The organism is Streptomyces sp. NPDC030799 (genome assembly GCF_055572255.1).
The window spans coordinates 1-21,764 of the sequence record NZ_JBVIDS010000004.1 but is presented as its reverse complement, the minus strand read 5'-3'; the positions used below and the strand labels follow the sequence as shown (position 1 = coordinate 21,764).

General features: G+C 71.5%; 21 protein-coding genes, 2 pseudogenes and 1 riboswitch. Of the genes and pseudogenes, 14 read left to right on the top strand and 9 right to left on the bottom strand.

Annotated features, from left to right (window positions below; genetic code table 11):
• Position 1 precedes the first annotated feature (1 nt).
• Positions 2–625 (top strand): helix-turn-helix domain-containing protein, encoded by a 624-nt coding sequence (locus ACZ41I_RS11060; protein WP_399765707.1) that lies wholly within the window; start codon positions 2–4, stop codon positions 623–625.
• A complete protein-coding gene (locus ACZ41I_RS11055; protein WP_399765705.1) occupies positions 622–744 on the top strand; it encodes a DUF6126 family protein in 123 nt (40 codons plus the stop codon). Before ACZ41I_RS11060 ends, ACZ41I_RS11055 begins: the two co-directional genes overlap by 4 nt.
• A gap of 77 nt (positions 745–821) precedes the next feature.
• On the opposite strand, the gene ACZ41I_RS11050 is transcribed toward ACZ41I_RS11055, so the two are convergent.
• The gene (locus ACZ41I_RS11050) at positions 822–1,619 is read right to left on the bottom strand and encodes a tyrosine-protein phosphatase (RefSeq protein ID WP_399765702.1); all 798 of its coding nucleotides are present in this window, start codon (positions 1,617–1,619) and stop codon (positions 822–824) included.
• A 174-nt stretch (positions 1,620–1,793) separates the two neighbouring features.
• Here ACZ41I_RS11050 and ACZ41I_RS11045 point away from each other — a divergent pair, with 174 nt between their 5' ends.
• The 3 genes from ACZ41I_RS11045 (at position 1,794) to ACZ41I_RS11035 (ending at position 6,218) form a co-directional block, all read left to right on the top strand.
• Positions 1,794–3,875, top strand: a complete 2,082-nt coding sequence (locus ACZ41I_RS11045) for an alpha-galactosidase (RefSeq protein ID WP_468513899.1) — start codon at positions 1,794–1,796, stop codon at positions 3,873–3,875.
• A 307-nt stretch (positions 3,876–4,182) separates the two neighbouring features.
• Positions 4,183–4,338: riboswitch (cyclic di-AMP (ydaO/yuaA leader) on the top strand.
• Positions 4,339–4,342: 4 nt separating this feature from the next.
• Positions 4,343–5,269 (top strand): M23 family metallopeptidase, encoded by a 927-nt coding sequence (locus tag ACZ41I_RS11040; RefSeq protein ID WP_468513898.1) that lies wholly within the window; start codon positions 4,343–4,345, stop codon positions 5,267–5,269.
• A gap of 163 nt (positions 5,270–5,432) precedes the next feature.
• Positions 5,433–6,218: an SGNH/GDSL hydrolase family protein gene (locus ACZ41I_RS11035; protein ID WP_399766151.1), complete on the top strand. Its 786-nt coding sequence runs from the start codon at positions 5,433–5,435 to the stop codon at positions 6,216–6,218.
• A gap of 162 nt (positions 6,219–6,380) precedes the next feature.
• Here the strand turns inward: ACZ41I_RS11035 and ACZ41I_RS11030 are convergent, their stop codons facing one another.
• Entirely contained in the window at positions 6,381–6,995 is a 615-nt protein-coding gene (locus tag ACZ41I_RS11030) for a TetR/AcrR family transcriptional regulator (RefSeq protein ID WP_363217884.1), read from the bottom strand.
• Between the two features lie 165 nt (positions 6,996–7,160).
• Positions 7,161–8,345 (bottom strand): glutamate dehydrogenase, encoded by a 1,185-nt coding sequence (locus ACZ41I_RS11025; RefSeq protein ID WP_468513897.1) that lies wholly within the window; start codon positions 8,343–8,345, stop codon positions 7,161–7,163.
• A 432-nt stretch (positions 8,346–8,777) separates the two neighbouring features.
• Between ACZ41I_RS11025 and ACZ41I_RS11020 the strand changes: the two genes are divergently transcribed.
• The gene (locus ACZ41I_RS11020) at positions 8,778–9,962 is read left to right on the top strand and encodes an MBL fold metallo-hydrolase (protein ID WP_468513896.1); all 1,185 of its coding nucleotides are present in this window, start codon (positions 8,778–8,780) and stop codon (positions 9,960–9,962) included.
• Between the two features lie 25 nt (positions 9,963–9,987).
• Here the strand turns inward: ACZ41I_RS11020 and ACZ41I_RS11015 are convergent, their stop codons facing one another.
• From ACZ41I_RS11015 to ACZ41I_RS10995, 5 genes are all read right to left on the bottom strand, one after another.
• Complete coding sequence (locus ACZ41I_RS11015; RefSeq protein ID WP_468513895.1) at positions 9,988–11,040, bottom strand: helix-turn-helix domain-containing protein; 1,053 nt, start codon at positions 11,038–11,040, stop codon at positions 9,988–9,990.
• A 218-nt stretch (positions 11,041–11,258) separates the two neighbouring features.
• The gene (locus tag ACZ41I_RS11010) at positions 11,259–11,675 is read right to left on the bottom strand and encodes a peptidoglycan-binding domain-containing protein (RefSeq protein WP_468513894.1); all 417 of its coding nucleotides are present in this window, start codon (positions 11,673–11,675) and stop codon (positions 11,259–11,261) included.
• A 6-nt stretch (positions 11,676–11,681) separates the two neighbouring features.
• The gene (locus ACZ41I_RS11005; protein ID WP_468513893.1) at positions 11,682–12,080 is read right to left on the bottom strand and encodes a peptidoglycan-binding domain-containing protein; all 399 of its coding nucleotides are present in this window, start codon (positions 12,078–12,080) and stop codon (positions 11,682–11,684) included.
• 72 nt (positions 12,081–12,152) lie between these two features.
• On the bottom strand, positions 12,153–12,524 hold the full coding sequence (locus ACZ41I_RS11000) for a peptidoglycan-binding protein (RefSeq protein WP_399765678.1): 372 nt from the start codon (positions 12,522–12,524) through the stop codon (positions 12,153–12,155).
• An 81-nt stretch (positions 12,525–12,605) separates the two neighbouring features.
• Entirely contained in the window at positions 12,606–13,901 is a 1,296-nt protein-coding gene (locus tag ACZ41I_RS10995) for a peptidoglycan-binding protein (RefSeq protein ID WP_468513892.1), read from the bottom strand.
• Between the two features lie 240 nt (positions 13,902–14,141).
• Here ACZ41I_RS10995 and ACZ41I_RS10990 point away from each other — a divergent pair.
• Positions 14,142–14,986, top strand: a pseudogene (locus ACZ41I_RS10990) (nSTAND1 domain-containing NTPase).
• Positions 14,987–15,094: 108 nt separating this feature from the next.
• On the top strand, positions 15,095–15,880 hold the full coding sequence (locus tag ACZ41I_RS10985; protein WP_363217893.1) for a DUF6424 family protein: 786 nt from the start codon (positions 15,095–15,097) through the stop codon (positions 15,878–15,880).
• 22 nt (positions 15,881–15,902) lie between these two features.
• Here ACZ41I_RS10985 and ACZ41I_RS10980 read toward each other — a convergent pair whose 3' ends face one another.
• Positions 15,903–16,136, bottom strand: coding sequence for a hypothetical protein (locus ACZ41I_RS10980; protein ID WP_468513891.1), 234 nt, complete (start codon positions 16,134–16,136; stop codon positions 15,903–15,905).
• 349 nt (positions 16,137–16,485) lie between these two features.
• Between ACZ41I_RS10980 and ACZ41I_RS10975 the strand changes: the two genes are divergently transcribed.
• The 6 genes and pseudogenes from ACZ41I_RS10975 to ACZ41I_RS10950 form a co-directional block, all read left to right on the top strand.
• The gene (locus ACZ41I_RS10975; RefSeq protein WP_468513890.1) at positions 16,486–17,751 is read left to right on the top strand and encodes a PP2C family protein-serine/threonine phosphatase; all 1,266 of its coding nucleotides are present in this window, start codon (positions 16,486–16,488) and stop codon (positions 17,749–17,751) included.
• Between the two features lie 76 nt (positions 17,752–17,827).
• On the top strand, positions 17,828–18,316 hold the full coding sequence (locus ACZ41I_RS10970) for a GNAT family N-acetyltransferase (RefSeq protein WP_468513889.1): 489 nt from the start codon (positions 17,828–17,830) through the stop codon (positions 18,314–18,316).
• A 105-nt stretch (positions 18,317–18,421) separates the two neighbouring features.
• Positions 18,422–19,159: a TetR/AcrR family transcriptional regulator gene (locus tag ACZ41I_RS10965; RefSeq protein WP_468513888.1), complete on the top strand. Its 738-nt coding sequence runs from the start codon at positions 18,422–18,424 to the stop codon at positions 19,157–19,159.
• 134 nt (positions 19,160–19,293) lie between these two features.
• On the top strand, positions 19,294–19,602 hold the full coding sequence (locus ACZ41I_RS10960; RefSeq protein WP_468513887.1) for a hypothetical protein: 309 nt from the start codon (positions 19,294–19,296) through the stop codon (positions 19,600–19,602).
• A gap of 18 nt (positions 19,603–19,620) precedes the next feature.
• Positions 19,621–20,697 (top strand): M14 family metallopeptidase, encoded by a 1,077-nt coding sequence (locus ACZ41I_RS10955; RefSeq protein WP_468513886.1) that lies wholly within the window; start codon positions 19,621–19,623, stop codon positions 20,695–20,697.
• Between the two features lie 496 nt (positions 20,698–21,193).
• Positions 21,194–21,764, top strand: a pseudogene (locus tag ACZ41I_RS10950) (hypothetical protein); the annotation flags it as partial.

Genomic DNA, 21,764 nt, shown 5'->3' with positions numbered 1-21,764 from the left:
CATGAACGCCTCAGACGCCGGCCCGTCGGCGGGCCCGGGCGGCGAGCTGACCGCTGTCGCACCGCAGTTGCGCGGGCTGCGCCGGCGCGCCGGCCTCACCCTGGAGGCCGCCGCCCGTGCCGCAGGGCTCTCGCCGGCCCATCTGTCCCGGCTGGAGACCGGACAGCGGCAGCCCTCGCTGCCGATGCTGCTGGCTCTCGCCCGCATCTACGGTACGACCGTCTCCGAACTGCTGGGTGAGACGGTCGCCGACCGGAACGCGATCGTACGGGCCGGCGACATGGAGCCGACCCGGGCCGGCGGCTGGACATACTTCCAGGCCGGGGCGCCGGGCCGGGGTATGCAGGCCCTGCGCGTACGCGTGCCGTACGGCTCGCAGGGCGACATCGTGCGCGTCCACCCGGGCGAGGAGTGGCTCTACGTCCTGCGGGGCCGCCTCCGGCTGCGCCTCGGTGACACCGCGCACCTGCTCGCACCCGGCGACAGCGCGCACTTCGACTCGCTCACCCCGCACCGCCTCGCCGCCGAGGACCATGACGGCGTCGAGCTGCTGTTCGTCCACACCCTGCTGCAGAGCCCCACGGCCACGCTGTGCCTGGGCCCGCCGACCGGAGAGCTGCCATGACCAACCTCGAGACCAAGTTCCCCCGCGCCCTGTGGATCCGCCTGATCATCTACATCGCCGCCGGCCACGTCCTGGCCGCCTTCCTCTACCTGCTGTTCGCGGTCGGCGGGAAGAGCTGACGCGACGAAGCCACCGGTACGTCCGGCTGTCGTTCTCGTGCCCCGCACGAGGACACCGGGCTGCGGGGGCGGTCCGGTCAGTCCAGCAGGCGTTCGCGGAGCCGGGCCCGGGCCGCCGGGGTGAGTTCGAGGCCCTGCTCCAGGTAGGTGTCCACGCCGCCCCACGTCTGCTCGATGGTCTCGAACGCCGCCAGGAGGTACTCGGCGCGGGCGTCGAAGAGCGGGCTCAGCAGCTCCATGACTTCCGGGGTGTACGCGGTCTTGGCGCTGCCGCTGCGGTGGACCTTGTAGCGCCGGTGCCTGGCGTTGGACTCCAGGTAGTCGGCGATGATCGCCTCGCGTTCCACGCCCAGCGCGAGCAGCGTCACGGCTATCGAGATGCCCGCGCGGTCCTTGCCCGCCGCGCAGTGCATCAGCGCGGGCACGCTGTCCTCGGTGAGCGCGCGCAGCACCTGGGAGTGCTCGGCGGTGCGCTCCTTGACGATCCTCCGGTACGAGGCGATCATCCGGGCCGCCCCCTTGCCGTCGGCGAGGATCTGGCGCAGCTGGTCGAGGTCGCCGTCGCGGACCATCTTCCAGAACTCGGCGCCGTCCGCCGGGTCGCTCAGCGGCAGGTTCACATTCCGCACGCCGGGCAGCTCGACGTCCGGGCCCTCCAGCTTCTGGTCGGCCGCGTTGCGGAAGTCGAAGATCGTGTGCAGGCCCAGGGAGGCGAGGAAGGCCGCGTCGTCCTCGGTCGCGTGCGCCAGGTGACCGCTGCGGAACAGCACCCCGTGCCGCACCCGCCGCCCGTCCACCGTCGGCAGTCCGCCCACGTCACGGAAATTGCGTACTCCGGCCAGCTCCGGCTCGGTCGACGGGACGTGCTGCGTCACGGGGGCTCCTCACACGCTCGGATCCCGCCGTCGCGGCTCGTCGGCGGGCGCTCTGACGACCATACGACATCGGTTTCCTCGGGCAAGGAGTTGTCCACAGGGCTTGTCGCCACGCTCGTACGGCTCGATGATGTTTGCACTTGAGCGAATCTGTTGGCACCTGTGAGGTCTTACGTGGTGGACATCTCCGAAGACGGTCGTACCTGGCTCCTCTCGGGGCCCACCAGCAGCTACGCCCTGCATCTCACCGGCGCGGACGAGCTGCTCCACCTGCACTGGGGGCCACGCATCACCCTCGCGGACGCGCAGGCCCTGGCCAAGGACCCGCTGCCCGGCCACTGGCCCTTCGAGTCCCCCCTGGACGGCCGGGAGGAGTACCCCGTCGAGGGCGGCCCCCGCTTCGTCCGCCCGGCCCTGTCGGTGCGTACCGCCGAGCGACGCGGCACGGAGTGGACCTTCCAGGCGTACGAGGCGGACGGGCCGGAGGGTGACGAGCTGCGGCTGCGCTTCGACGACGACGGCCTCGCCGTCACCCTGCACTACCGGATGCGCGGCGATGTCGTGGAACGCCGGGTGACCGTGGCGAACGGCGGGCACGTACGCGTGGAGCTGCTGCGCGCCGACGCCGCCACCTGGACCCTGCCCGATCGCGAGGGCTGGCGGCTGTCCCAGCTGCACGGCCGCTGGGCAGCCGAGTCCCGCCTCGTCGCCGCCCCGCTCACCTACGGCGAGAAGGTCATCGGCAGCCGCCGCGGCCACACCGGCCACCAGCACCTGCCCTGGGTGGCGCTGGACACCGACGCCACCGAGGAGCGCGGTGAGGTCTACGGATGCGCGCTCGGCTGGTCCGGCTCCTGGCGCATCGCGGTCGCCCAACTCCCGGACGCGCGCGTGCAGATCACCGGCGGCGCCGGCTACGACGACTCGGGCCTGCTGCTCCTGGAGCCGGGGGAGTCGTACACCACCCCGGTGTTCGCGGGCCTGTGGAGCGACGGCGGCTTCGGTGGCGCGAGCCGCGCCTGGCACGCCTACCAGCGCGCGTACGTCATCCCGGACGCCGAGCGGGACCGGCCGGTGCTGTTCAACTCCTGGGAGGCGACGAACTTCGACATCTCCGAGGAGCAGCAGCTCGCGCTCGCCCGCCGGGCCGCCGGGATCGGCGTGGAGCTCTTCGTCGTGGACGACGGCTGGTTCGGCGCCCGCACCAGCGACCGCGCGGGTCTCGGCGACTGGACGCCCAACCCCGACCGCTTCCCGCACGGCCTGAAGCCCCTCGCCGACCAGGTGCACGACCTCGGCATGCAGTTCGGCATCTGGGTCGAGCCCGAAATGGTCAACCCGGACAGCGACCTGTACCGCGCGCACCCGGACTGGGTGCAGTACCAACCGGGACGGAAGCGGACGGAACTGCGCAACCAGCTCGTCCTCAACCTCGCCCGTGAGGATGTGCAGGAGTACCTGTGGGAGCAGCTGCACACCCTGCTCTCCGGCGCGCCGGTCGACTATGTGAAGTGGGACTTCAACCGCTGCTTCACCGACGCCGGCTGGCCCGGTGAGCCGTACCCGCAGCGCCTGTGGGTGGACCACGTCCGCGCCCTGTACGCCCTGCTGGACCGGCTGCGCGCGGCCCACCCCTCCGTCGCCTTCGAGTCCTGCTCGGGGGGTGGCGGCCGGATCGACCTCGGCGTCATGAGCCGCACCGACCAGGTGTGGACCTCCGACAACACCGACCCGCTGGACCGGCTCGCCATCCAGCACGGCTTCAGTCAGATCCACCCGGCCCGGATCATGGCCGCCTGGGTCACGGACAGCCCGAACACCCAGCTCAACGGTCGGGTCAGTGGCCTGCGGTTCCGTTTCGTCAGCGCCATGGCGGGCGTGCTCGGGGTGGGCGGCGACCTCACCGAGTGGACCGATCAGGAACTGGCCGAGGCCCGGCAGTGGATCGATCTCTACAAGGAGATCCGGCCGGTCGTCCAGCAGGGCGACCTGTACCGGCTGCGACCTCCGGCCGGTGGACTGAGCGCCGTCCAGTACGTCCTGGGTGAGGAGACGGTGGTCCTCGCCTGGCTCCAGGCGCAGAGCCACGGCGAACCCGTGCCGGCGCTGCGCCTGCGCGGACTCGACCCGGCGGCGTCGTACGAATGTCGCGAAACGGGCGAAGTCCATCGCGGTGCCGTACTGCTGCACCACGGGCTGCGTGCCGGCCTCAAAGGTGACCTGGATGCAACGGTTATCCGCCTGCGCCGCATCTAATGCTTCTGCCCGAATTGGTGCCTTCATTCAAACTCGGAGTGAAATGCGGACTCATGGTCGGGTGCGCGTGAGGAGCGTCATATTCGTGACGGTGCGTGCCGCGTCATGTCCACGTAATTTCCTCGGTGAAGAGGGAATTTGAAGGGCCGTAACGGGTGGAAATGCACGGAGGGTGACGGCGAATTCCCGAATCCGATCTTCTGAAAGGCGAACGGCGGAATCCGACTGCTTGTTTCCCTGCGTCCCACCCGCTTACGTTCGCCACCGATCCGGACGGAACGCCGAATCCTGCCGCCGCCCGGAGCCCCACACACTTGACCCGTGTTCGGCAGGAGCGGGGGACCCATCAGGTACCACTGCCTGTCCGGTCTCCGCGACAGGCTCGGGGTGAAACCGTGCGCGCACGGCCGGGCAGCTCCAGCCCGAACCCGACAGCTCACCTCGCAGGCGCCGGAGAGGAATGCGCCATGCCTGGTAAGGGCAAGCACCGACGCCCCAAGACCCCGCGTCTTTCCCGCTCGATCGCCGTCGCCGGAACCGGTGGTGCCGCCCTGGCCCTCCCGCTCGTCGGAACCACCGGGGCGCATGCCGTCGGCACCGCGCAGTCCGTCTCCGCGCAGGCCGTGCAGTCCCTTCGGGCCCCGGTGCACAAGGCCGCCGCGCAGCCGGATTCCGGCGTCCGTACCTACACGGTGAAGACCGGCGACTGCCTTTCGGTGATCGCCGACGAGCAGCACGTGGCGGGCGGCTGGCACCGCCTCTACGCCGACAACCGGCAGGCCGTCGGCGACGACCCGTCGCTGATCCACCCCGGCCTGGAGCTCGCGCTCGGCAGGCAGGCCGCACCCACCCGCAGGCAGACCGCACCCACCCGCACCGAGCCCGCGGCCCCGAGCCGGTCGTCCGGCGGCTCGCACCGCTCCACGCCCCAGGCGGCCCCGGCGCCCAGGACCTCCGGCGCCGCCACGACGCCGGCCACCTCCACCGGCTTCACCCTCCCGGTCACGGGCGCCACCATCGGCACCGGTTACCACGTGGCCGGCAGCATGTGGTCCAGCGGCTACCACACGGGCGTCGACTTCGTCGTACCGACCGGCACCCCGGTCAAGGCCGTCGCCGCCGGGACGGTCGTCTCCGCCGGCTGGGGCGGCGCGTACGGCAACCAGGTCGTCCTCAGGCTGAACGACGGCCACTACGCGCAGTACGGCCACCTCTCCCGGCTCTCCGTCTCGCCCGGGCAGACCGTGACCGAGGGCCGGCAGGTCGGCCTGTCGGGCGCCACCGGCAACGTCACCGGCCCGCACCTGCACTTCGAGATCCGTACCACCCCCGACTACGGCTCCGACATCGACCCGGTCGGCTACCTCCGCGAGCACGGCGTCGCCGTCGTCTGAGGCTGTCCGTCCTTCGGCGTGTTCGCCCTGTTCCGGGTTGGCAAATCATTTAAGGGTGTCATATCTCACCGGCCGTCAACCCCTGCCTACGGTCGCGTAGGACACATCCAAAGGTGAATCATGGTCCGACGTGGCAGACGATTCGAAGAGTGACAACACATCAGTGATCGGGTCGTACGTGGCGGTGGGGGACAGCTTCACCGAGGGCGTCGGCGACCCCGGCCCCGACGGGGCATTCGTCGGCTGGGCCGACCGGTTCGCGGTACTGCTCGCGGACCGGCAGCCCGAGGGCGACTTCAAATACACCAATCTCGCGGTCCGCGGGAAGCTGCTCGACCAGATCGTGCAGGACCAGCTCCCGCAGGCCGTCGAACTCGCCCCGGACCTGGTGTCCTTCTGCGCGGGCGGCAACGACATCATCCGGCCCGGCACCGACCCGGACGAGGTGGCCGAGCGCTTCGAGCGCGCCGTGGCCCGGCTGACCGAGGCGGTCGGCACGGTGATGGTGACGACCGGCTTCGACACCCGTGGCGTCCCCGTGCTGAAGCATCTGCGCGGCAAGATCGCCACGTACAACGGGCACGTCCGCGCCATCGCCGACCGGTACGGCTGCCCCGTGCTCGACCTGTGGTCCCTGAAGTCCGTACAGGACCGCAGGGCCTGGGACAGTGACCGGCTGCACCTCTCGCCCGAGGGGCACACGCGCGTGGCGCTGCGCGCCGGCCAGGTCCTCGGCCTGGAGATCCCGGCCGACCCGGAGCAGCCGTGGCCGCCGCAGCCGCCCCGGGGCACGCTGGACATCCGCCGCGACGACGTCCAGTGGGCCCGCGAGTACCTGGTCCCGTGGATCGGCCGCCGTCTGCGCGGCGAGTCCTCCGGCGACCATGTCACCGCGAAGGGCACCCTTTCCCCCGACGACATCAAGCTGCGCATCACCTCGGTGGCCTGACCGGCACCCACGTGCCCCGCACCGCCCGTACCCGCGGTGCGGGGCACGTGGGTGTCCGGCCGGCCGGTGTTCGTCGGCGGCGCCCGCCCAACCCCGGCTTCGGGCACCACAGCGGCTCACCCGCACAGCACCGTGCAGCCGGCCCGATGCGGCCGAGAGCCCCTACCGTTCGGTCAACGCCTGCCGGTCCAGGCCCAGTTCACGGGCCAGCGCCTCGTCGGTCCATTCCTGCGCGCGGGTCCGCGGCACCGCTCCGGGGTACGAGGTCAGCTGCACGGCCAGCCCGTCCAGCAGCGCGGTCAGCCGCAGCGCGGCACCGGCCGGGTCGGCGCAGGCGAACTCGCCCGCCGCCACGCCCTCGGCGATGACCTCGGCGATCGCCGCCTTCCACTGCTTGTCGAGATCCCGGGTGACCTCGCGCAGCACCGGCTCGCGCAGGGCCACCGCCCAGCCCTCGATCCACAGCCGCCAGCCCTTGGCCTGCCCGGTCGGGGCATACCAGCGCACCGCGGCCCGCAGCCGGCGCAGCGCGGACGTCCGCCGCCCCAGGAGCTTGCGCAGATGCGCGAGATCGTCCTCTGCCGCGTACCGGAACGCGGCCGCGACCAGCTTCTCCTTCGTCGAGAAGTGGTACAGCACCAGGGCGTTGCTCACCCCGAGCACCGCGGCCACGTCGGCGATCCTGACCGCCGCCACGCCCCGCGCCTCGATCTGCCCGATGGCAGCCTGCAGCAGTTCCTCCCGCCGCTCGGCCACGCTCAACCGCACTCTCGCCACGCGCTCACCCTAATCCGTTGCCGAGGACGGCACGGAAGGGCCCCGCACTCGCGGCCGTTCGAGTGCGGGGCGGCAGACCTTTCGGTCACCCGTGCGCCGGGCGGCCGGGTGCAGACAGGTGCGCGGCCCTGACGCCCCCGTGACGGCGAGGCATCGCGGGGTCCGTCACCGGTACCACCCGAAGCGGTCCGCGATCACCGGCAGCCGGTCGGTCACCATGGCGTGGGCGGCCGCACGCGGGGTCGTACCGTCCGCGTCCGCACGGTCCAGCATCAGCTCGACCAGGGCGCGCATGGAGCGCCGGATGTACGCGAAGGCCTCGTCGGCGTCGGGCCCGATGTCACCGAACAGGGTCCACCACCACCAGGCGTTCGTGGCGGAGTTGACCACCACGTCCGGCAGCACGGCCACCCCGCGCGCCGCCAGCAGCTCCTCCGCCTCCGGCAGCACGGGCATGTTGGCGGCCTCCACGATCCAGCGGGCGCGGATGCCGTGCTGGTTGCCGGTGTCGATCGCATAGGACACGGCCGCCGGCACGAGCACCTCCGCATCGGCGGACAGCCAGGCCTCACCGGACAGTTCGCGGTCGCCGGGGCGCAGCACACGGCGGTCGACGGCGCCATAGCCGTCCCGCGCGGCCAGCAGCGCCTCGACGTCGAGCCCCGCCGGATTGGCGATCGTGCCCTTGACGTCGGCGACCGCCACCACCGTCAGCCCCGCGCGCGCGAGGAATCTCGCGGTGGCCCCGCCCATCGTGCCGAGCCCCTGCACCGCCACCCGGGTGCCCGCGTACGGCACCTCCGCCCGGTCCAGCGCCGCGAGCACCGACTCGGCGACCCCGCAGCCGCCGGCCAGCTCGTCCAGGCCGATGCCTTCCACCTCGACCGCGAACGCGTCCGCGAGCCGCCCACGGGCCGCCGCCTCGTCGTCCAGCAGCGGATACACCGCCTGGACGGAGGAGACCAGGCCCGCCTCGACGGCGGCCCGGTCGACGAGGTCCTGGGTGAGGCCGAGGTCCTCGCCGGTGGTCCAGAAGCTCTCGATGTACGGCCGCATGGCGCGCAGATAGCGGACGAGGAGTCCGTACGCCTGTGGCTCCTGCGGATCGCAGTCGATGCCGCCCTTCGCGCCGCCGAGGGGGACATAGCGTGCCTCGGGGTCGTAGTGCAGGGCCTCCTTCATCGTCATGCCGCGGGCGAGGCCCGCCACCTCCTCCAGGGTGCAGCCGGGGCGCATCCGCAGCCCGCCGCTGGCCACGCCGCGCACCAGCCGGTCCACGACCAGGAAACCCCGGCGGCCGGTGACGTGGTCGGTCCAGACGAGCGACATCAGGGGAGCGGGGGCGGTCATGGGATCTCCTCGGGGACGGTGCACAGGGTGGGGCCGGGCCGGTCGAGGGCCCCGGTGCGGGCGCGCGCCGGTGCGGCGGGACGGCACGCGCGCGTGCCATGTCCGTCGTGGGCGCGGGCCAGGGCGGGCCAGGCCGGTCCGGCGCCGGGTCCGCCGCGACCGGTACGCCGCCGCGCGCCCGCATCCCGTCGCGGATCCCGCCGCAGCCGCCGTGCGAACACCACGATGTCCTGCAGGTGCCCGGCGGCCTCGGCTCGGGGACTGCCTCTCTACTGAACGATGAGTCAGTATCGGGACGTGGCCCGCGCCCTGTCAATGCGCTCGACGAAGGGGCAGTGGCGTGCGCCGGGGCCGTACCGGCGCCCCGGCCGTCCGGGGCTGTCGGAGGGTCCGACCATAATGGGGAGCTCACCCACTCCACCGGGAGGTACCGTGACCGGATTGCGTTCCTCGACCTCCGGGCTCCGCGCGCTGCGGCCGGCGGCCTTCGGCGCGGACCCGGGCGGTGAGCGCCTGGCACGCATCCGCCGCTCTCCCCACTTCAAGGACGGCGTCTTCCAGAACCCGGGCGGTACGGCACGCACCAGACCCTCCGGTTCCACGCTGGACCTCGCCAAGGTGTTCCTGGACAAGGACACCCGCCCCCTGCGCGCCCCCAAGGGCACCGTCCCGGTGCATCCCACGACCTTCGCCGACCTGGCCGAGCCGCCCGCCACGGGACTGCGGCTGACCTGGATGGGCCACTCCAGCGTCCTCGCGGAGATCGACGGCCACCGCGTGCTGTTCGACCCCGTCTGGGGTGAGCGCTGCTCCCCGTTCCCCTTCGCCGGACCCAAGCGGCTGCACCCCGTGCCGCTGCCGCTGGCCGCGCTCGGCGAGGTCGACGTGGTCGTCATCTCGCACGACCACTACGACCACCTGGACCTGCCCACGATCAAGGCGCTGGCCGGCACGGACACCCTGTTCGCCGTGCCGCTCGGCGTCGGCGCCCACCTCGAACACTGGGGCGTCTCCCCGGACCGGCTGCGCGAGCTGGACTGGCACGAGTCGACCCGGGTCGGCGGGCTCACCCTCACCGCGACACCCGCCCGCCACTTCTGCGGCCGTGCCCTGCGCAACACCCAGCACACCCTCTGGGCGTCCTGGGCCGTCGAAGGCGAGGAACACCGCATCTTCCACAGCGGTGACACGGGCTACTTCGACGGCTTCAAGGACATCGGCGCGGCCCACGGCCCGTTCGACGCCACGATGATCCAGATCGGTGCGTACAGCGAGTTCTGGCCCGACATCCACATGACGCCCGAGGAAGGCCTGCGCGCCCACCTCGACCTGCAGGGCGGAGCGCCGCACGGCGCGCTGCTGCCGATCCACTGGGGCACCTTCAACCTCGCCCCGCACCCCTGGGCCGAACCGGGCGAGTGGACGCTGGCCGCGGCCGACGCGGTCGGGCAGGCGGTCGCCGTCCCTGTCCCGGGCCAGCCCTTCGAGCCTGCCGGGGTCCTCCCTGCGCGCCCCTGGTGGCGGGACGCGTCCCAGCCGCTGAACCGCAAGTGGGCCGTTCCGGAGATCATGCCGGTGGCCTCTCGTGACGACCTCGACCTTGTGGGCGAGGGCTGACCACGCCGGTTCGCCGCCCCGCGGATCAGTGCCCGGCGGGTACGGGACTGTGCGTGGTGCAGGTCCGGCTCTTTCCGTCCGGCTGTGTTCCGCACGCCCAAGCGGTCTGGCCGGGGCCCAGTTCGGCCATCGGGGAGTACACGTCGTTGCCCCAGTGCACCGGTGTGGCCTCCGTGGTGCCGCTGGAGTTGTCCACGTCGACGACCGCCTTGGGTTTGGCATAGGTGATCCGCCCCCATGCGGCGCCGCATTCGCTGCTGTACCGGAGCTCGATCACCATGTTCTGGTTGCGGATCAGGGCGAGCGTCTGTCCGTCCCGTACACACCCCATGGTCATCGGATCCTTGCCCGTGCAGCCGGCGTGGGTGCAGCCGACCGGGTCGCCGTGTGCGGCGGCGTGGGACGCGGAGGCACGACCGCCCGCGGTGTGCGAACCGTCCTCCGCGTTGTCCGAGGAGTACCGAACGACGGCGACACCGGCCGCCGCCACCGCGACGCAGGCCGCGGCCACCATCGCGACCAGGCGGCCGCGTCCCTGGCGCCGGACGAAGCCCGCGCCGCCGGCGGAAGCACCGCCGTCACCAGCGGTGTCCGCCGGACCGGGCACGGTGGGCCCGGCTACGGCAGGTTCGCGCATGTCCTGCTCGGCCGCGCCGGGTTCGGGCGCGGCGGGCCGCGGCCGGTCCGGTCCCGGCACGGCCGGTTCCGGGTCCGACCCGCCCGGAGGGCCGGCCGTGGGATCCCCGTTCTCCGGGGCCGCAGGCTCCCCCTCGGACACCGGAAGCGGCTGCTCGGCCGGCTCGGCGCCGGCGACCCGGAGCAGTTCGGCCTGCTCCCACAGGTCGAGGAGCGGCGCGGCTTGCGTCCGCGCGGCGCGGGCGAAGCTCTCCACGGCGCCGCGGGGCGGGAACTGCTTGCCGTTGATCCAGCGTTCCCAGGACGACTTCGAGTAATGGGTGAGCGCGCTGATCCGGGCGTAGCTGAGTCCCGACCGTTGTTTCAGCGCAAGCAGTTCCGCGTGCAGCCTGGCATCGGAGCCAGGCTCAGGTCTGACTGCGGGGAGATCTCTGTCGCTCACTGTGAGCCCGTTCGCTGATGGAACACCAGCCCGAGCCGAGGGCACAGCGACGCACCGGCGCGCCGCCGGCCCCCGTAGTTGACTGCCCCCCGCCTCAGGCCCGGTGCTCCGGTCCTGAAAGTCGAACGGAAGCATACAGTCGCCGCAGCGCGCCGCCGCGACGGCACACGCCGCGGAGAAGGTGTTAGCCGCGCCACTCGCGACGCCGGGCGACGCGGCTACTCGAAGTAGACCCGAGCGATCAGGCTGTGCCAGGTGTACCGCCCCACGACGCCGTCGGCGCCGCCCGTCACCGCGTGCCGGAGCTGATAGTTCACCACCGCGCCGTACGTCTTCGGTCCGAAGACCCCGTCGACGAAGCCCGGTCGGTCGGCGACCGCGACCGCTCCCGCCTCGACCAGCTCTTCCTGCAGTTCCTGCACGCACACTCCGGTCGAGCCCCGGGCGAGCACCACCGTGGGGATGTCCCAGCCCAGGTAGTGCTCCGATCCGTACGTGTTCTTGCACGTCTGGAGCGTGCCGTCCCAGCCGGCCTGGGCCGGGGTCGCGCCCCCGGCAGCCAGTGCCGCCACAGCGGCGAGCACCGCGGCGGCCCCGCCGGCGCGCCGGCCTGCCGTCCTGTTCGTTCGGGTCATCGCCGCTCAGTCCTTCGTCATGGAGACGAGCATCTGCCAGGTCTGCGGGCCGACGACGCCGTCCGCCTGAAGGTGGTAGGTCTGCTGGAACCGGCGCACGTACGCATCGGTCTTGGGGCCGAACCGGCCGTCGATGAATCCGTCGGCGTCGGCGAGGTCCAGCCCGATGGTGGAGGCGAGGTCGGCCTGGATCTCCTTCACGCACACTCCCGACGAACCCTGGGAGTAGTTGCGGGCCGGGATCTTCCAGACGCCGTTCGGAGAAGTGCGCGCGCCGACGGAGTCCAGGCAGGTGTCGAGGTACTCGCCGGCGTGGGCGGCGGGCGCCGAGAGCAGCAGCGTGCCGGCTGCGGACAGTGCGAGCGCGAGGGTGGGCAGGGCCTTGACGGTCCGGATTGCGGTCATGATGAAGGGAGTTCCTCTTGTGTGAGTCGTGGGGCCGGGCCGCCCCGACGGGGCGGCCCGGGGGAGCGGGGATCAGCAGATCCAGTCCGCCTTGGTGTCCCAGCTGCTCCAGACATCCAGCTGGCGCCACGTCTTCGGGCCGACGATGCCGTCCTGGGCGAGGCCCGCGCAGCCCTGGAACTTGACGACCATGCTGCGGGTCTGCTTGCCGAAGATGCCGTCCTCGGCGAGGTTCGCGTTCTTCACACTGCGGTTCAGCGCGCACTGGACGGCCTTGACGGCGTCGTCGGTGCTGCCGTAGCTCACCTGAGGCTCGGCCGTGGTGTACATGCTGCAGTAGTTGCCTTGCCAGAGGGCGGAGGCGCTGGTTGCGGTGCCGACGCCGATACCGAGGCCGGAGAGCAGCAGTAGGCCGGTGGTGGCGGCGGCGAGTTTCACACGCATGGTTGTTTCTTTCCTTCGTGGACGGATCGATGTGGTGGGTGGCCGTGGCCGTGGCCTTCGGCTCTTGGGCCCGGAGGCGAATCAGGCTCCGGCGGGGGAGACGATGGCGTAGGCGCCGCGCGAGGCCGGGTTGAAGTGGTGGCGGATCACCTGGTCGCTGGAGTTGCCCTCGATGGTGTCGACGGTGCCGTCCGCGTTGGCCTTCTCGATGATGCCCACGTGCACGCTGGTGTTGGTGTTCTGCGGACCGCTGCCGAAGACGATGGCGTCACCGGGCTGAGGGTTGCTCAGACCGCTGTGCAGCGTGCCGTGTTCGCGTCCGTAGTAGTAGAAGTCCCCGCTGAACGCGGTGTGGAAGTCGACACCGGCCTGCCGCCAGGTCCAGCTGGCGAACAGGGCGCACCAGGCCTCGCACGGGCCGTAGGGGTTGCAGTTGTTGCCCCACTCGTGGACGCCGAGCTGCGAACGCGCGGCCTGGACGATCTTGTCACGGGCGCTGCCGGACAGCGGGGGGACGCTGGGCGTGCCGCCGCTCTCGCCGCCGGAGCTGCCGCCGCCGGTCTCGCGGGCGATGCCCATGGACGCCATGGTCTGCGGGCCGGCGATGCCGTCGACGTCCAGGCCGTGCGCGCTCTGGTAGGTCTTCACCGCGCTGAGGGTGGCCGGGCCGTAGTCGCCGTCGGCCGGGGTGCCCGCCTTGCTCTGGACCTGCTTGACCTTCGCGGTGAGCGCGGAGTTCGTCTGCGGGCCGGCGATGCCGTCGACGTCCAGGCCGTTGTCGCTCTGGAAGGACACCACCGCGTCCTTGGTGGCCGGACCGTAGATGCCGTCCACGCCGCCGGCGCCCAGGTAGCCGAGGCCGACCAGGTTGCGCTGCAGCAGCTTGGTGTCGCTGCTGGTGCCGGTGCCGCTGGAGGTCACACGGTCGATGTTCATCGCGCCCATGGTCTGCGGGCCGGCGATGCCGTCGACGTCCAGGCCGTGCGCGCTCTGGTAGGTCTTCACCGCGCTGAGGGTGGCCGGGCCGTAGTCGCCGTCGGCCGGGGTGCCCGCCTTGCTCTGGACCTGCTTCACCTTCGCGGTGAGCGCGGTCATGGTGGCGGGGCCGGCGTCACCGTCCACGGCCAGGCCGTTGTCGCGCTGGAAGTGGCGCACCGAGTCGGTGGTCTGGGGGCCGTAGACGCCGTCGACACCGCTGAGCGGGGCGTAGCTGAGGCCGGCGAGGTCCCGCTGGAGCAGGCGCACGTCGGCCGCGTGAGCCTGGGACACCCCCGGGCCGAACAGCAGGCCGACGAGTATCACGGCGAGGGCGAGCGTCACCGAGGTGACGCGGGCGCCGACCGCACGCGTGGGCATGCGGAGGGTCGTTGTGGACACGTGGATTCTCTTCCAGTTGTCCCGGGTCATGCCCAGGAGGGATGGATGGAGTGGCGTTGGGGGGGAGCCGGCCGGCGACCACCATCCTTGATCACCGCGCCACCGTCCCTCCACCGCTGACGGCCGGATGGGACGCCTTGGGACGTCCCAGGCCGCTGACCTGCGGCTGAGCGATCTCGTGGGACGGGCGTCGGCTGCGCTCGGAGCGGCGGAGGAGGGGGTGACGCGACATCAGGTCACGTGCCTGCCGGTGCCGGTTGCGGCTGCGCGTGTGAAGTCCAACCGTTCGGGGAGCAGTTGCTTCCTCCTGTCCAACCGCTCGGTCGGCAGCATCGCCAGGACGGCGTCCTCACCGTCGCCGGCTACGAGCGCACCGGCGGCATCCACGGTGCCGTTGCCGCCACCGCAGAACGCGTCTACGCCCGGCTCAGTCCCGAGGAGCAGGACGCGGCCCAGGGGGTGATGCGCGGGTCGGCGACAACGAGGACGACGTCCGTCAACCGGCCGACCGGGACGCCCTGGTCCAAGCGGATCCGGCGGCGGAGGGGGTCGTCGAGGCGTTCACCCGGGCCCGGCTGCCGACCGTCGACGCCGACCAGGTGCAGGTCAGCCACGAGGCCCTGCTCCGGGCGTGGCCCAGGCTGCGCGAATGGATCGATTCCGACCGTGCCGCGCTGCGTGCCCACCAGCAGCTCACCACCGCCGCCCGCACCTGGGTGCAGGAGGGCCAGGACCCCCCACCTGCTGTACCGGGGGACGCGCCTTGCCGCCGCCCTGGAACTCATCGCACGGCGCCCGCATGGGCCCGCATGAGGGCAGCTCGCCAGCGCCGCCCTCGACGGCACCGTCCGCCTCTGGGATCTCACCCCGGACACCGTCCGTGCCCTGGTATGCAGCACACTTCGGCACGCAGGCCCCACCGACTGGACGCACTACGCCCGCAGCATCCCCCAGCCAGACCGATGCGCGTAGGCCCGTCGGTAACCCGCAGTGGCAGTCCACCCGTGCAGGTCGTAGCGTGGAAGGAGGTCGGCAGAGCGTCCGCAATCAACGGTTTGCGTCGTCTGCGCCTCGTCGGCTCGTGAGTTTCCCGACCCCACGACGGCTTACGCCGCTTCGACCCTCCGGCCGCACATGGATCCGCATGAAAGCCGTCTCATGAAGGTTGCACAGCGCTCGACGAGGAGGGCGCCATGGACGCAACGCGGGCAGGCCCGAGCAAGCCGCACACTGAATCGGAGAAGCTGGGCTGGACGATCAACATCCCCGGGCATGAACCCCGGCGGGACTCTCCGGAGTACATCGCCTCCCGGAAGCAAATGCACCAGCTGGTCGACACATTGAATCCGCCCTTCTACGGTCCGGAACCCGTCGAGGACCACCACGGCGGAGGGTTGTGGCTCAAGGACGACGATGGCTGGTTCATGGTCCGCAATCTCGCGGGAATCGAGTGGTCCGCCCAATTCTGTGCCGATCCGGCGAAGGTCGATCTGCTGCGCCAGAACGCCCGTCGTCTGTACGCGCGTTTCCCTGAAGCCGTGGAGAAGCTCGGCATCCGAGAGCTCCTGGACACCCCCATCACGGATGCCGACGGAGTGAAGAAGTGGACGGATTCGATCTGCAACGCCAGTGTCCCGCTGCCGCATGACGTGCACTCCGCCGAATTGCCGCAGGGCGGTGGGGTCCACCACTACCCGAGTCCGATCACCGAGATCGTCTTCTTCAAGGAGGACGACTTCCAGTTGTGGGTCACCGACGTCGGCGGCCATCCGGTGGCAGTGGCCCCGATAGCGGAACGGGGTTCCGGCGAAGGACGCGTCCAGGTGCTCTACGCGCCGGAGCGTTCCGCGCTGTACCCGCAGCTGGAGCAGGCGCGGGGCCGCGGAGACGTACTGGTGCTCGACGCGGAGCATCCGGTGGCCCAGGAGGCATTCCGGCAGCAGTACGAAGCGGACCGCCCGCCGGTTTCGAGGAGCTGACCGAGGACCCTGCCTCTGGTCCTCACCGAGCCGAGGCGACGCGCATGTCCAGGCCACGGGCCGCGACGAGGCGCGCGGTCCCGTCGGCCAGGCTGCAGCACAGGCCCACCACAGCGGCCTGCCCGGCGGCGACCCGCTCGGCCAGGGGGCGGGAGCGGTCCAGCAGCAGGTCGACGGTGTGCCTCGTGTGCTCCGCGAGGATCTCGTATCCCCCAGACCGCGATCGAAGATGATCTCCGACCCCGCACATACGCACGGCCGAGTCGTGGGTCGACGGCCTTTGCACCACCGTGGCCGGCACGCCGGACGCCGGGCGACGTCCCCTCCACGTCCCCCTTGATGCGGCTCGTCAGTCCGCTGCGCACCTGCTGCCCCGCAGCGGCCCGCCCGCACTGCCCGGCCATGCGTGAGCCACTGCCCACGACGCCGTCACACACCGCCGCCCCCACGACACCGCCGCGGGGCAGGGCACCACGTGATCCGGCGGGCCCTGATCACGGCGGACGTCCGTTGATCGTACGCAGCTGCCCGCGGTGCCCACGAGCGGGCTCGGCGGGCGCGGGAGCTGGACCTTCCGTAGATTGAGGAGCGAGCGACTGGCAGGAATGCGTGTGACACCGACGATCGACTACCCAGGGGTGTTCGCCGCCCTTCCGAGCCCGTGCCTGGTGCTCGGCACGGACCTGGTGATCGCTGACGCCAACCCGGCCTTCTGCGAGGTGACCGGACAGAGCCGGGCCGAGCTGCTCGGGCAGTACCTCTTCGACACCTTCCCGGACAACCCCACCGACCCGGAGGCCGACGGGGTGGAGACGCTGAAGGCCTCACTGCACCGTGTCCTGTCCTCCGGCCAGACCGATCACATGGCGTTGCAGAAGTACGACATCCCGGTCCCCGGCAACCCCGAGGTCTTCAAGGAGCGGTGGTGGACCGCGATCAACGTGCCCGTCGTCGGACCGGACGGAAAGGTCGCCTGGATCATCCACCGGTCCGAGGACATGACCGACGTCGTCCGCTCCCGCCGCACGGCGCACCTGCCGTCGGTCAGCCCCGGCCGGGAAGCGGCCATGGAAGCCGAGCTGTACGCCCGGGCGCGGCAACTGCAGCAGCTGAACGAGGAACTGCGACAGGCCCACGCCCGTGAACGGCGCATCGCCGTCGCCCTCCAGGAAGCCATGCTCCACTCCCCGGACCTGGCCCGGCACCCGAACATCGCCGTGCGCTACCTGCCCGCGACCGGATCACTGAACGTGTGCGGCGACTGGTACGACGCGGTGGACCTGCCCGCGGACCGCTTCACCGTCACGGTCGGCGACGTGGTCGGCCACGGGCTGATGGCCGCCACCGTCATGGGCAGGCTCCGCAGCGCACTGAGCGCCGCCACCCGCACCGTCCACGGCCCCGCCCAAGCGCTGGAGGTCCTGGGGCTGTACGCCCGCTCGGTCGAAGGAGCACTGGCCGCCACCGCCGTACAGGTCCTCGTCGACTGCCACAGCCACTTGCTCATCTACAGCAGCGCCGGCCACCCCCCGCCCGTACTGCTGCACCCGGACGGCTCCTGCGAGCTGCTCGACCAGGCCACCGACCCACCGCTGGGGGCCCGCCCCGAACACGTCCCCCGCCCGCAGGCCAACGCGACCTACACGCCCGGCGACACCCTCGTCCTCTACACCGACGGCCTGATCGAACGCCGCGATGAGGACATAGACGCTGGCCTGACCCGCCTGACCTCGACCCTCGCCACGTGCACCGAGTTCGGCGCGGAGCATCTCGCCGACGCCCTCCTCGCCCGCCTGGGCCTCGCCAGCGGCGCCGACGACGACATCGCCATCGTCGTCGTCCGCCTGGACCGAACGACCCGACCGTACTGATCAGGTCGAGGGTCGGGGAAACGGCTTTGCGCCGCGTGTGACCGGCGGGGATGCTGGCTCGCCGGAGGTACTGAAGATGACCGGCGTTGTGTTGAAGCTGTCAGCCCGTGACTTCGTGCATGCGGACCTGGCGTCGTGCGGGTGGGCAGGGTCTGCCCACCACCTGGCCCGCGTCGCCGAGCAGTTGGAGCGTGCCCGGATCGGTGAGGTCGACTACCTGGCGGTCTGCCCTGCCACCAACATCCCTGTGGCGAAGGGCGGTGTCGACTACCGGGTCAAGGAAGGTGCCGGCACTTTGTGGCAGCTGGCGGTCCACCCCGCATTGCAGTCGTGTGGGATCGGCACGTTCCTTGTCGAAGCCGCAGAACTGCGGATCAGGAACCGCGGTCTGCGGCGGGCCGAGCTGGCGGTGGAGGAAATCAACCCCCGGGCACGTGCACTGTACGAACGACTGGGATATGTCGCGTACGACCGTCAGCCGGACTCGTGGGACGAGCAAGCTCCTGATGGATCGCTGCGCCGCTACGAAACGATGTGCACGTTGATGCGGAAGGAACTCGCTTGACCTCGCCACCTGCACGGCTGGAACTGCTGAGCACTGGGCTGGCAGCCCTGTAAGGGTAAAACGTACAATTAAGGACGAAGTGTACGTCGTATCCGGAGCGCGGTCATGGCTCAGCGGAACAACCCCGAGCGGCGGGGACGCCTCAGTCGCCCGCTGGTGCTCAGTGCGGCTGTCACCCTCGTCGACCGCGACGGGCTCGCGGCTCTGACCATGCGGCGCCTGGCGGCCGACCTGGGCGTGGAGCCGATGGCTCTCTACCGGTACACCGACGGCAAGGAAGGGCTGCTCGACGGGTTGGTCGAGGCGTTCTTCGAGGAGGTCAACGAACGGCTGCGCACCTCGGCACAGGAACCCCGCGCCGGCGCCGCACCGGCCGAGCCGCCCTGGCGGGCCGAACTGTGGCGGGTGGCGCGGGCGTTCGCCGCTGTCGTGCACGCGCATCCGCAGATCCTGCCGGTGGTCGCCACCCGCCCGCTCGCCGTGCCCGTGGCCCGGCGCCCCAGGGCCTGGCTCCAGCTCACCGAGCACATGCTCGCCGTCCTCACCCGTGCCGGATTCGACGACACCACCGCGCTGACGGTCTACCGCACCTTCGTCGCCTGGACCCTCGGCTGCCTCCTCGTGGACAAGCGACAGGTCGTCGACGATCCCGACGAGCCCGATGTCATGCTGCGCCTCGGCCTGCACCGGCTGCCCGCGGCCGAGTACCCGCGGCTGCGCGCCCTCGTCCCGCGCTTCGGCGACTACGACGACGAGCGGGAGCTGATGACCGGCCTGAACAGCCTCCTCGGCAGCCTCCCCGAGCCCCCGCTTGACGCCTTCTACCGGGGCGGAGCACCCTGAGATTACAACGTACACATCGGGCATATGCTTACCGAATATTCCGCACTGCGCGCGCTCCCACCCGTACATTCACCCGTGCTCCTGCGCGCCGCCGTGCCGCCCCGGCAGCCCGACGGCGCCGGAAGAGGCCCGTCATGCCCAGCACTTCCGAGCCCATCCTCCGGGTGCGCGTCACCGCCCGGGACGCCGACACCCTGCGGGCCCTGTTGCAGGACGCCCGCCCCGACGTGGGCGGCCGTCCCCACCGCTCCGACGACGGCACCGTCGCCATCGACGCCTATGTGACCGCCGAGCAGGCAGAGGCCCTCGAACGCGAGGGAGTCCAGGTCACCACGATCGAGGACGCCACGGCCGTCGGCCGCGCCCGTCAGGCCGAGGTCGGCCAGGGCGACCGCTTCGCCCCCGCCGACGCGGTCCCCCGCGGCCTGGCCGCCAAGGAGTAGGACGCTCAGGAGGACACCATGCCGTACCTGAACATCACCGAGGTCGACTCCGCCGTGACCAGCCTGGCCACCGCCTACCCGGCCACCAGCGCACTCATCGACCTGCCCGAGCCGTCGGTCGAGGGCCGGATCTGCCACGCCCTGCGGATCGGCTCCGCCCCCGCCGGTACCAAGGACTGCGCCGTACTGATCGGCGGCGTGCACGCCCGGGAGTGGGGCAGCTGCGAGATCCTCGTCCACTTCGCGGCCGACCTGCTGGAGGCCTACGCCACCGGCACCGGACTCGGCTACGGGGGCACGCGCTTCACCAGCGACCAGGTGCGCACCATCGTGGACGAGCTGGAGCTCGTCGTCTTTCCCCTGGTCAACCCGGACGGCCGACGCTACAGCCAGACCGTCGAGCCGATGTGGCGCAAGAACCGCAATCCGGCGAACTCGGGCGGCGACCCGGCCCGCATCGGCGTCGACATCAACCGCAACTACGACTTCCTCTTCGACTTCACGCAGGCCTTCGCCCCGAGCGCCCCGGTACAGGTCTCGGCCGACCCGGCCAGCGAGGTCTACCAGGGCCCGAGCCCCTTCTCGGAGCCCGAGACCCGCAACGTCCGCCGGCTGCTCGACAGCCACCCCCGCACCCGCTGGTTCGTCGACGTGCACAGCTACTCCGACGACATGCTGACCAACTGGGGTGACGACGAGAACCAGTCGCAGGACGAGGACCAGAACTTCCTCAACTCCGTCTTCGACCACCGGCGAGGGCTGGGAAACGGCACATATGGGGAGTACTTCCCGAAGGACGACGCCAATGACGCCGTCGACCTCGCGCAGCAGTTCTGCGAAGCCGTGCGGGGCGTCGCGGGCCGTACCTACACCCCGAAGTCCGCCTTCCACCTGTATCCGACCTGTGGCACCAGCGACGACTACGCCTACGCACGGCACTTCGCCGACACCACCCATACCCAGGGCGCCATCCTGGGCTTCACCGTGGAGTGGGGCGACCGGGCCGGCGGCTTCCACCCATCGTGGCGGGAGATGGAGCGCAACATCTTGGACGTCGACGCGGGGCTCGTGCAGTTCTGCTTGACGGCGATCTGAGAACCGGCCGACACGCGACCGGTTCCGGCCGACTCCTGTGCGGCCCGGTGGTAGAAGAACGGATCGACGGACGGCGGCACGAGTGTGGCGTGCGGATTCCTCACGTGCCGTACCTCGGACACCCGCACCACGGCCGTGCGCCCGCCGGCCGGGCCACCCGCCCCCTCCTCCTCTCGCCTCAGCCCGGGTGCCGCCACCGCACGGCGGTGACCGGGTGGGTCCAGTCGGGGGCCAGAGATATTACTCTCCGTAATGATTTGCCGGGTCGGTCGAGGGTTCGCAGTGCATCCCCATGACCGATCATGTGCGAGTCGTACCGATCTCTTTCGAAGTCCAACTCCCTTGGCCGGGCTGGGTTATCGGCCTTTTGTGCGAAGGCTCATACCAGAGCGGGACCGATCGTGCGGGACTTTGTCAACTGCCCCCCGCACATGAGGCAGAGGCGACTACTGTCAGTGGCCGCATGGCAGCCCGACGGACAAGTACGAGGACGCAGATGTCTCACCTCCGAGCACCGGCCGGCCGTGCCGACCGCCGGGAGGGCGGACGGCACGGGCGACCGGTCGCCCGACCCGCTCCCGCACTGCCCGAGACGCACATACGGCCCCAGCTCATGCGGCTCGCCGTGCTGCCGCCCGTCGCGGTCGCCCTCAGCGCCACCGCCGCCGTCCTGTTCAGCATCCGGTCCTCCGGCACCCGCACCGGGCCCATGCTGTGGGCCGTGCTCGCCGGAGCGGTCACCGTGACCGTCGCCGGCATCCTCATCGCCGCCGTGGCCGCCGACCGCGCCGCCCGCTCGGTCTCCGACCGCGTCGCCGCCCTGCGCCGTACCGCCGCGCACGGCGAGGCCGACCTGCACGCCCTGGTCGACGCGCTGCGCCAGGGCGAGCCCCCGCCGCAGCGCTCGCCGCGCCGCCGCCCGCCCGAGGACGCCGACGACTTCGAACTGCTCGCCGCCGACCTGGACCGGGGGGGGGGGGGGGGGGGGGGGGTGGGGGTGTGGGGGGGGGGGGGGGGGGGGGGGGGGGGGGGGGGGGGGGGGAGGGGGGGGGGGGGGGGGGTGTGGT

Bases quoted from the DNA above. Each gene is read 5' to 3' on its own strand.
- ACZ41I_RS11060 (WP_399765707.1), top strand. From the start codon at position 2: ATGAACGCCTCAGACGCCGGCCCGTCGGCGGGCCCGGGCGGCGAGCTG.
- ACZ41I_RS11000 (WP_399765678.1), bottom strand. From the start codon at position 12,524: ATGCGTGTGAAACTCGCCGCCGCCACCACCGGCCTACTGCTGCTCTCC.
- ACZ41I_RS11005 (WP_468513893.1), bottom strand. From the start codon at position 12,080: ATGACCGCAATCCGGACCGTCAAGGCCCTGCCCACCCTCGCGCTCGCA.
- ACZ41I_RS11040 (WP_468513898.1), top strand. From the start codon at position 4,343: ATGCCTGGTAAGGGCAAGCACCGACGCCCCAAGACCCCGCGTCTTTCC.
- ACZ41I_RS11055 (WP_399765705.1), top strand. From the start codon at position 622: ATGACCAACCTCGAGACCAAGTTCCCCCGCGCCCTGTGGATCCGCCTG.
- ACZ41I_RS10985 (WP_363217893.1), top strand. From the start codon at position 15,095: ATGGACGCAACGCGGGCAGGCCCGAGCAAGCCGCACACTGAATCGGAG.
- ACZ41I_RS10970 (WP_468513889.1), top strand. From the start codon at position 17,828: ATGACCGGCGTTGTGTTGAAGCTGTCAGCCCGTGACTTCGTGCATGCG.
- ACZ41I_RS10975 (WP_468513890.1), top strand. From the start codon at position 16,486: ATGCGTGTGACACCGACGATCGACTACCCAGGGGTGTTCGCCGCCCTT.
- ACZ41I_RS10955 (WP_468513886.1), top strand. From the start codon at position 19,621: ATGCCGTACCTGAACATCACCGAGGTCGACTCCGCCGTGACCAGCCTG.
- ACZ41I_RS11010 (WP_468513894.1), bottom strand. From the start codon at position 11,675: ATGACCCGAACGAACAGGACGGCAGGCCGGCGCGCCGGCGGGGCCGCC.
- ACZ41I_RS10960 (WP_468513887.1), top strand. From the start codon at position 19,294: ATGCCCAGCACTTCCGAGCCCATCCTCCGGGTGCGCGTCACCGCCCGG.
- ACZ41I_RS11025 (WP_468513897.1), bottom strand. From the start codon at position 8,345: ATGACCGCCCCCGCTCCCCTGATGTCGCTCGTCTGGACCGACCACGTC.
- ACZ41I_RS10965 (WP_468513888.1), top strand. From the start codon at position 18,422: ATGGCTCAGCGGAACAACCCCGAGCGGCGGGGACGCCTCAGTCGCCCG.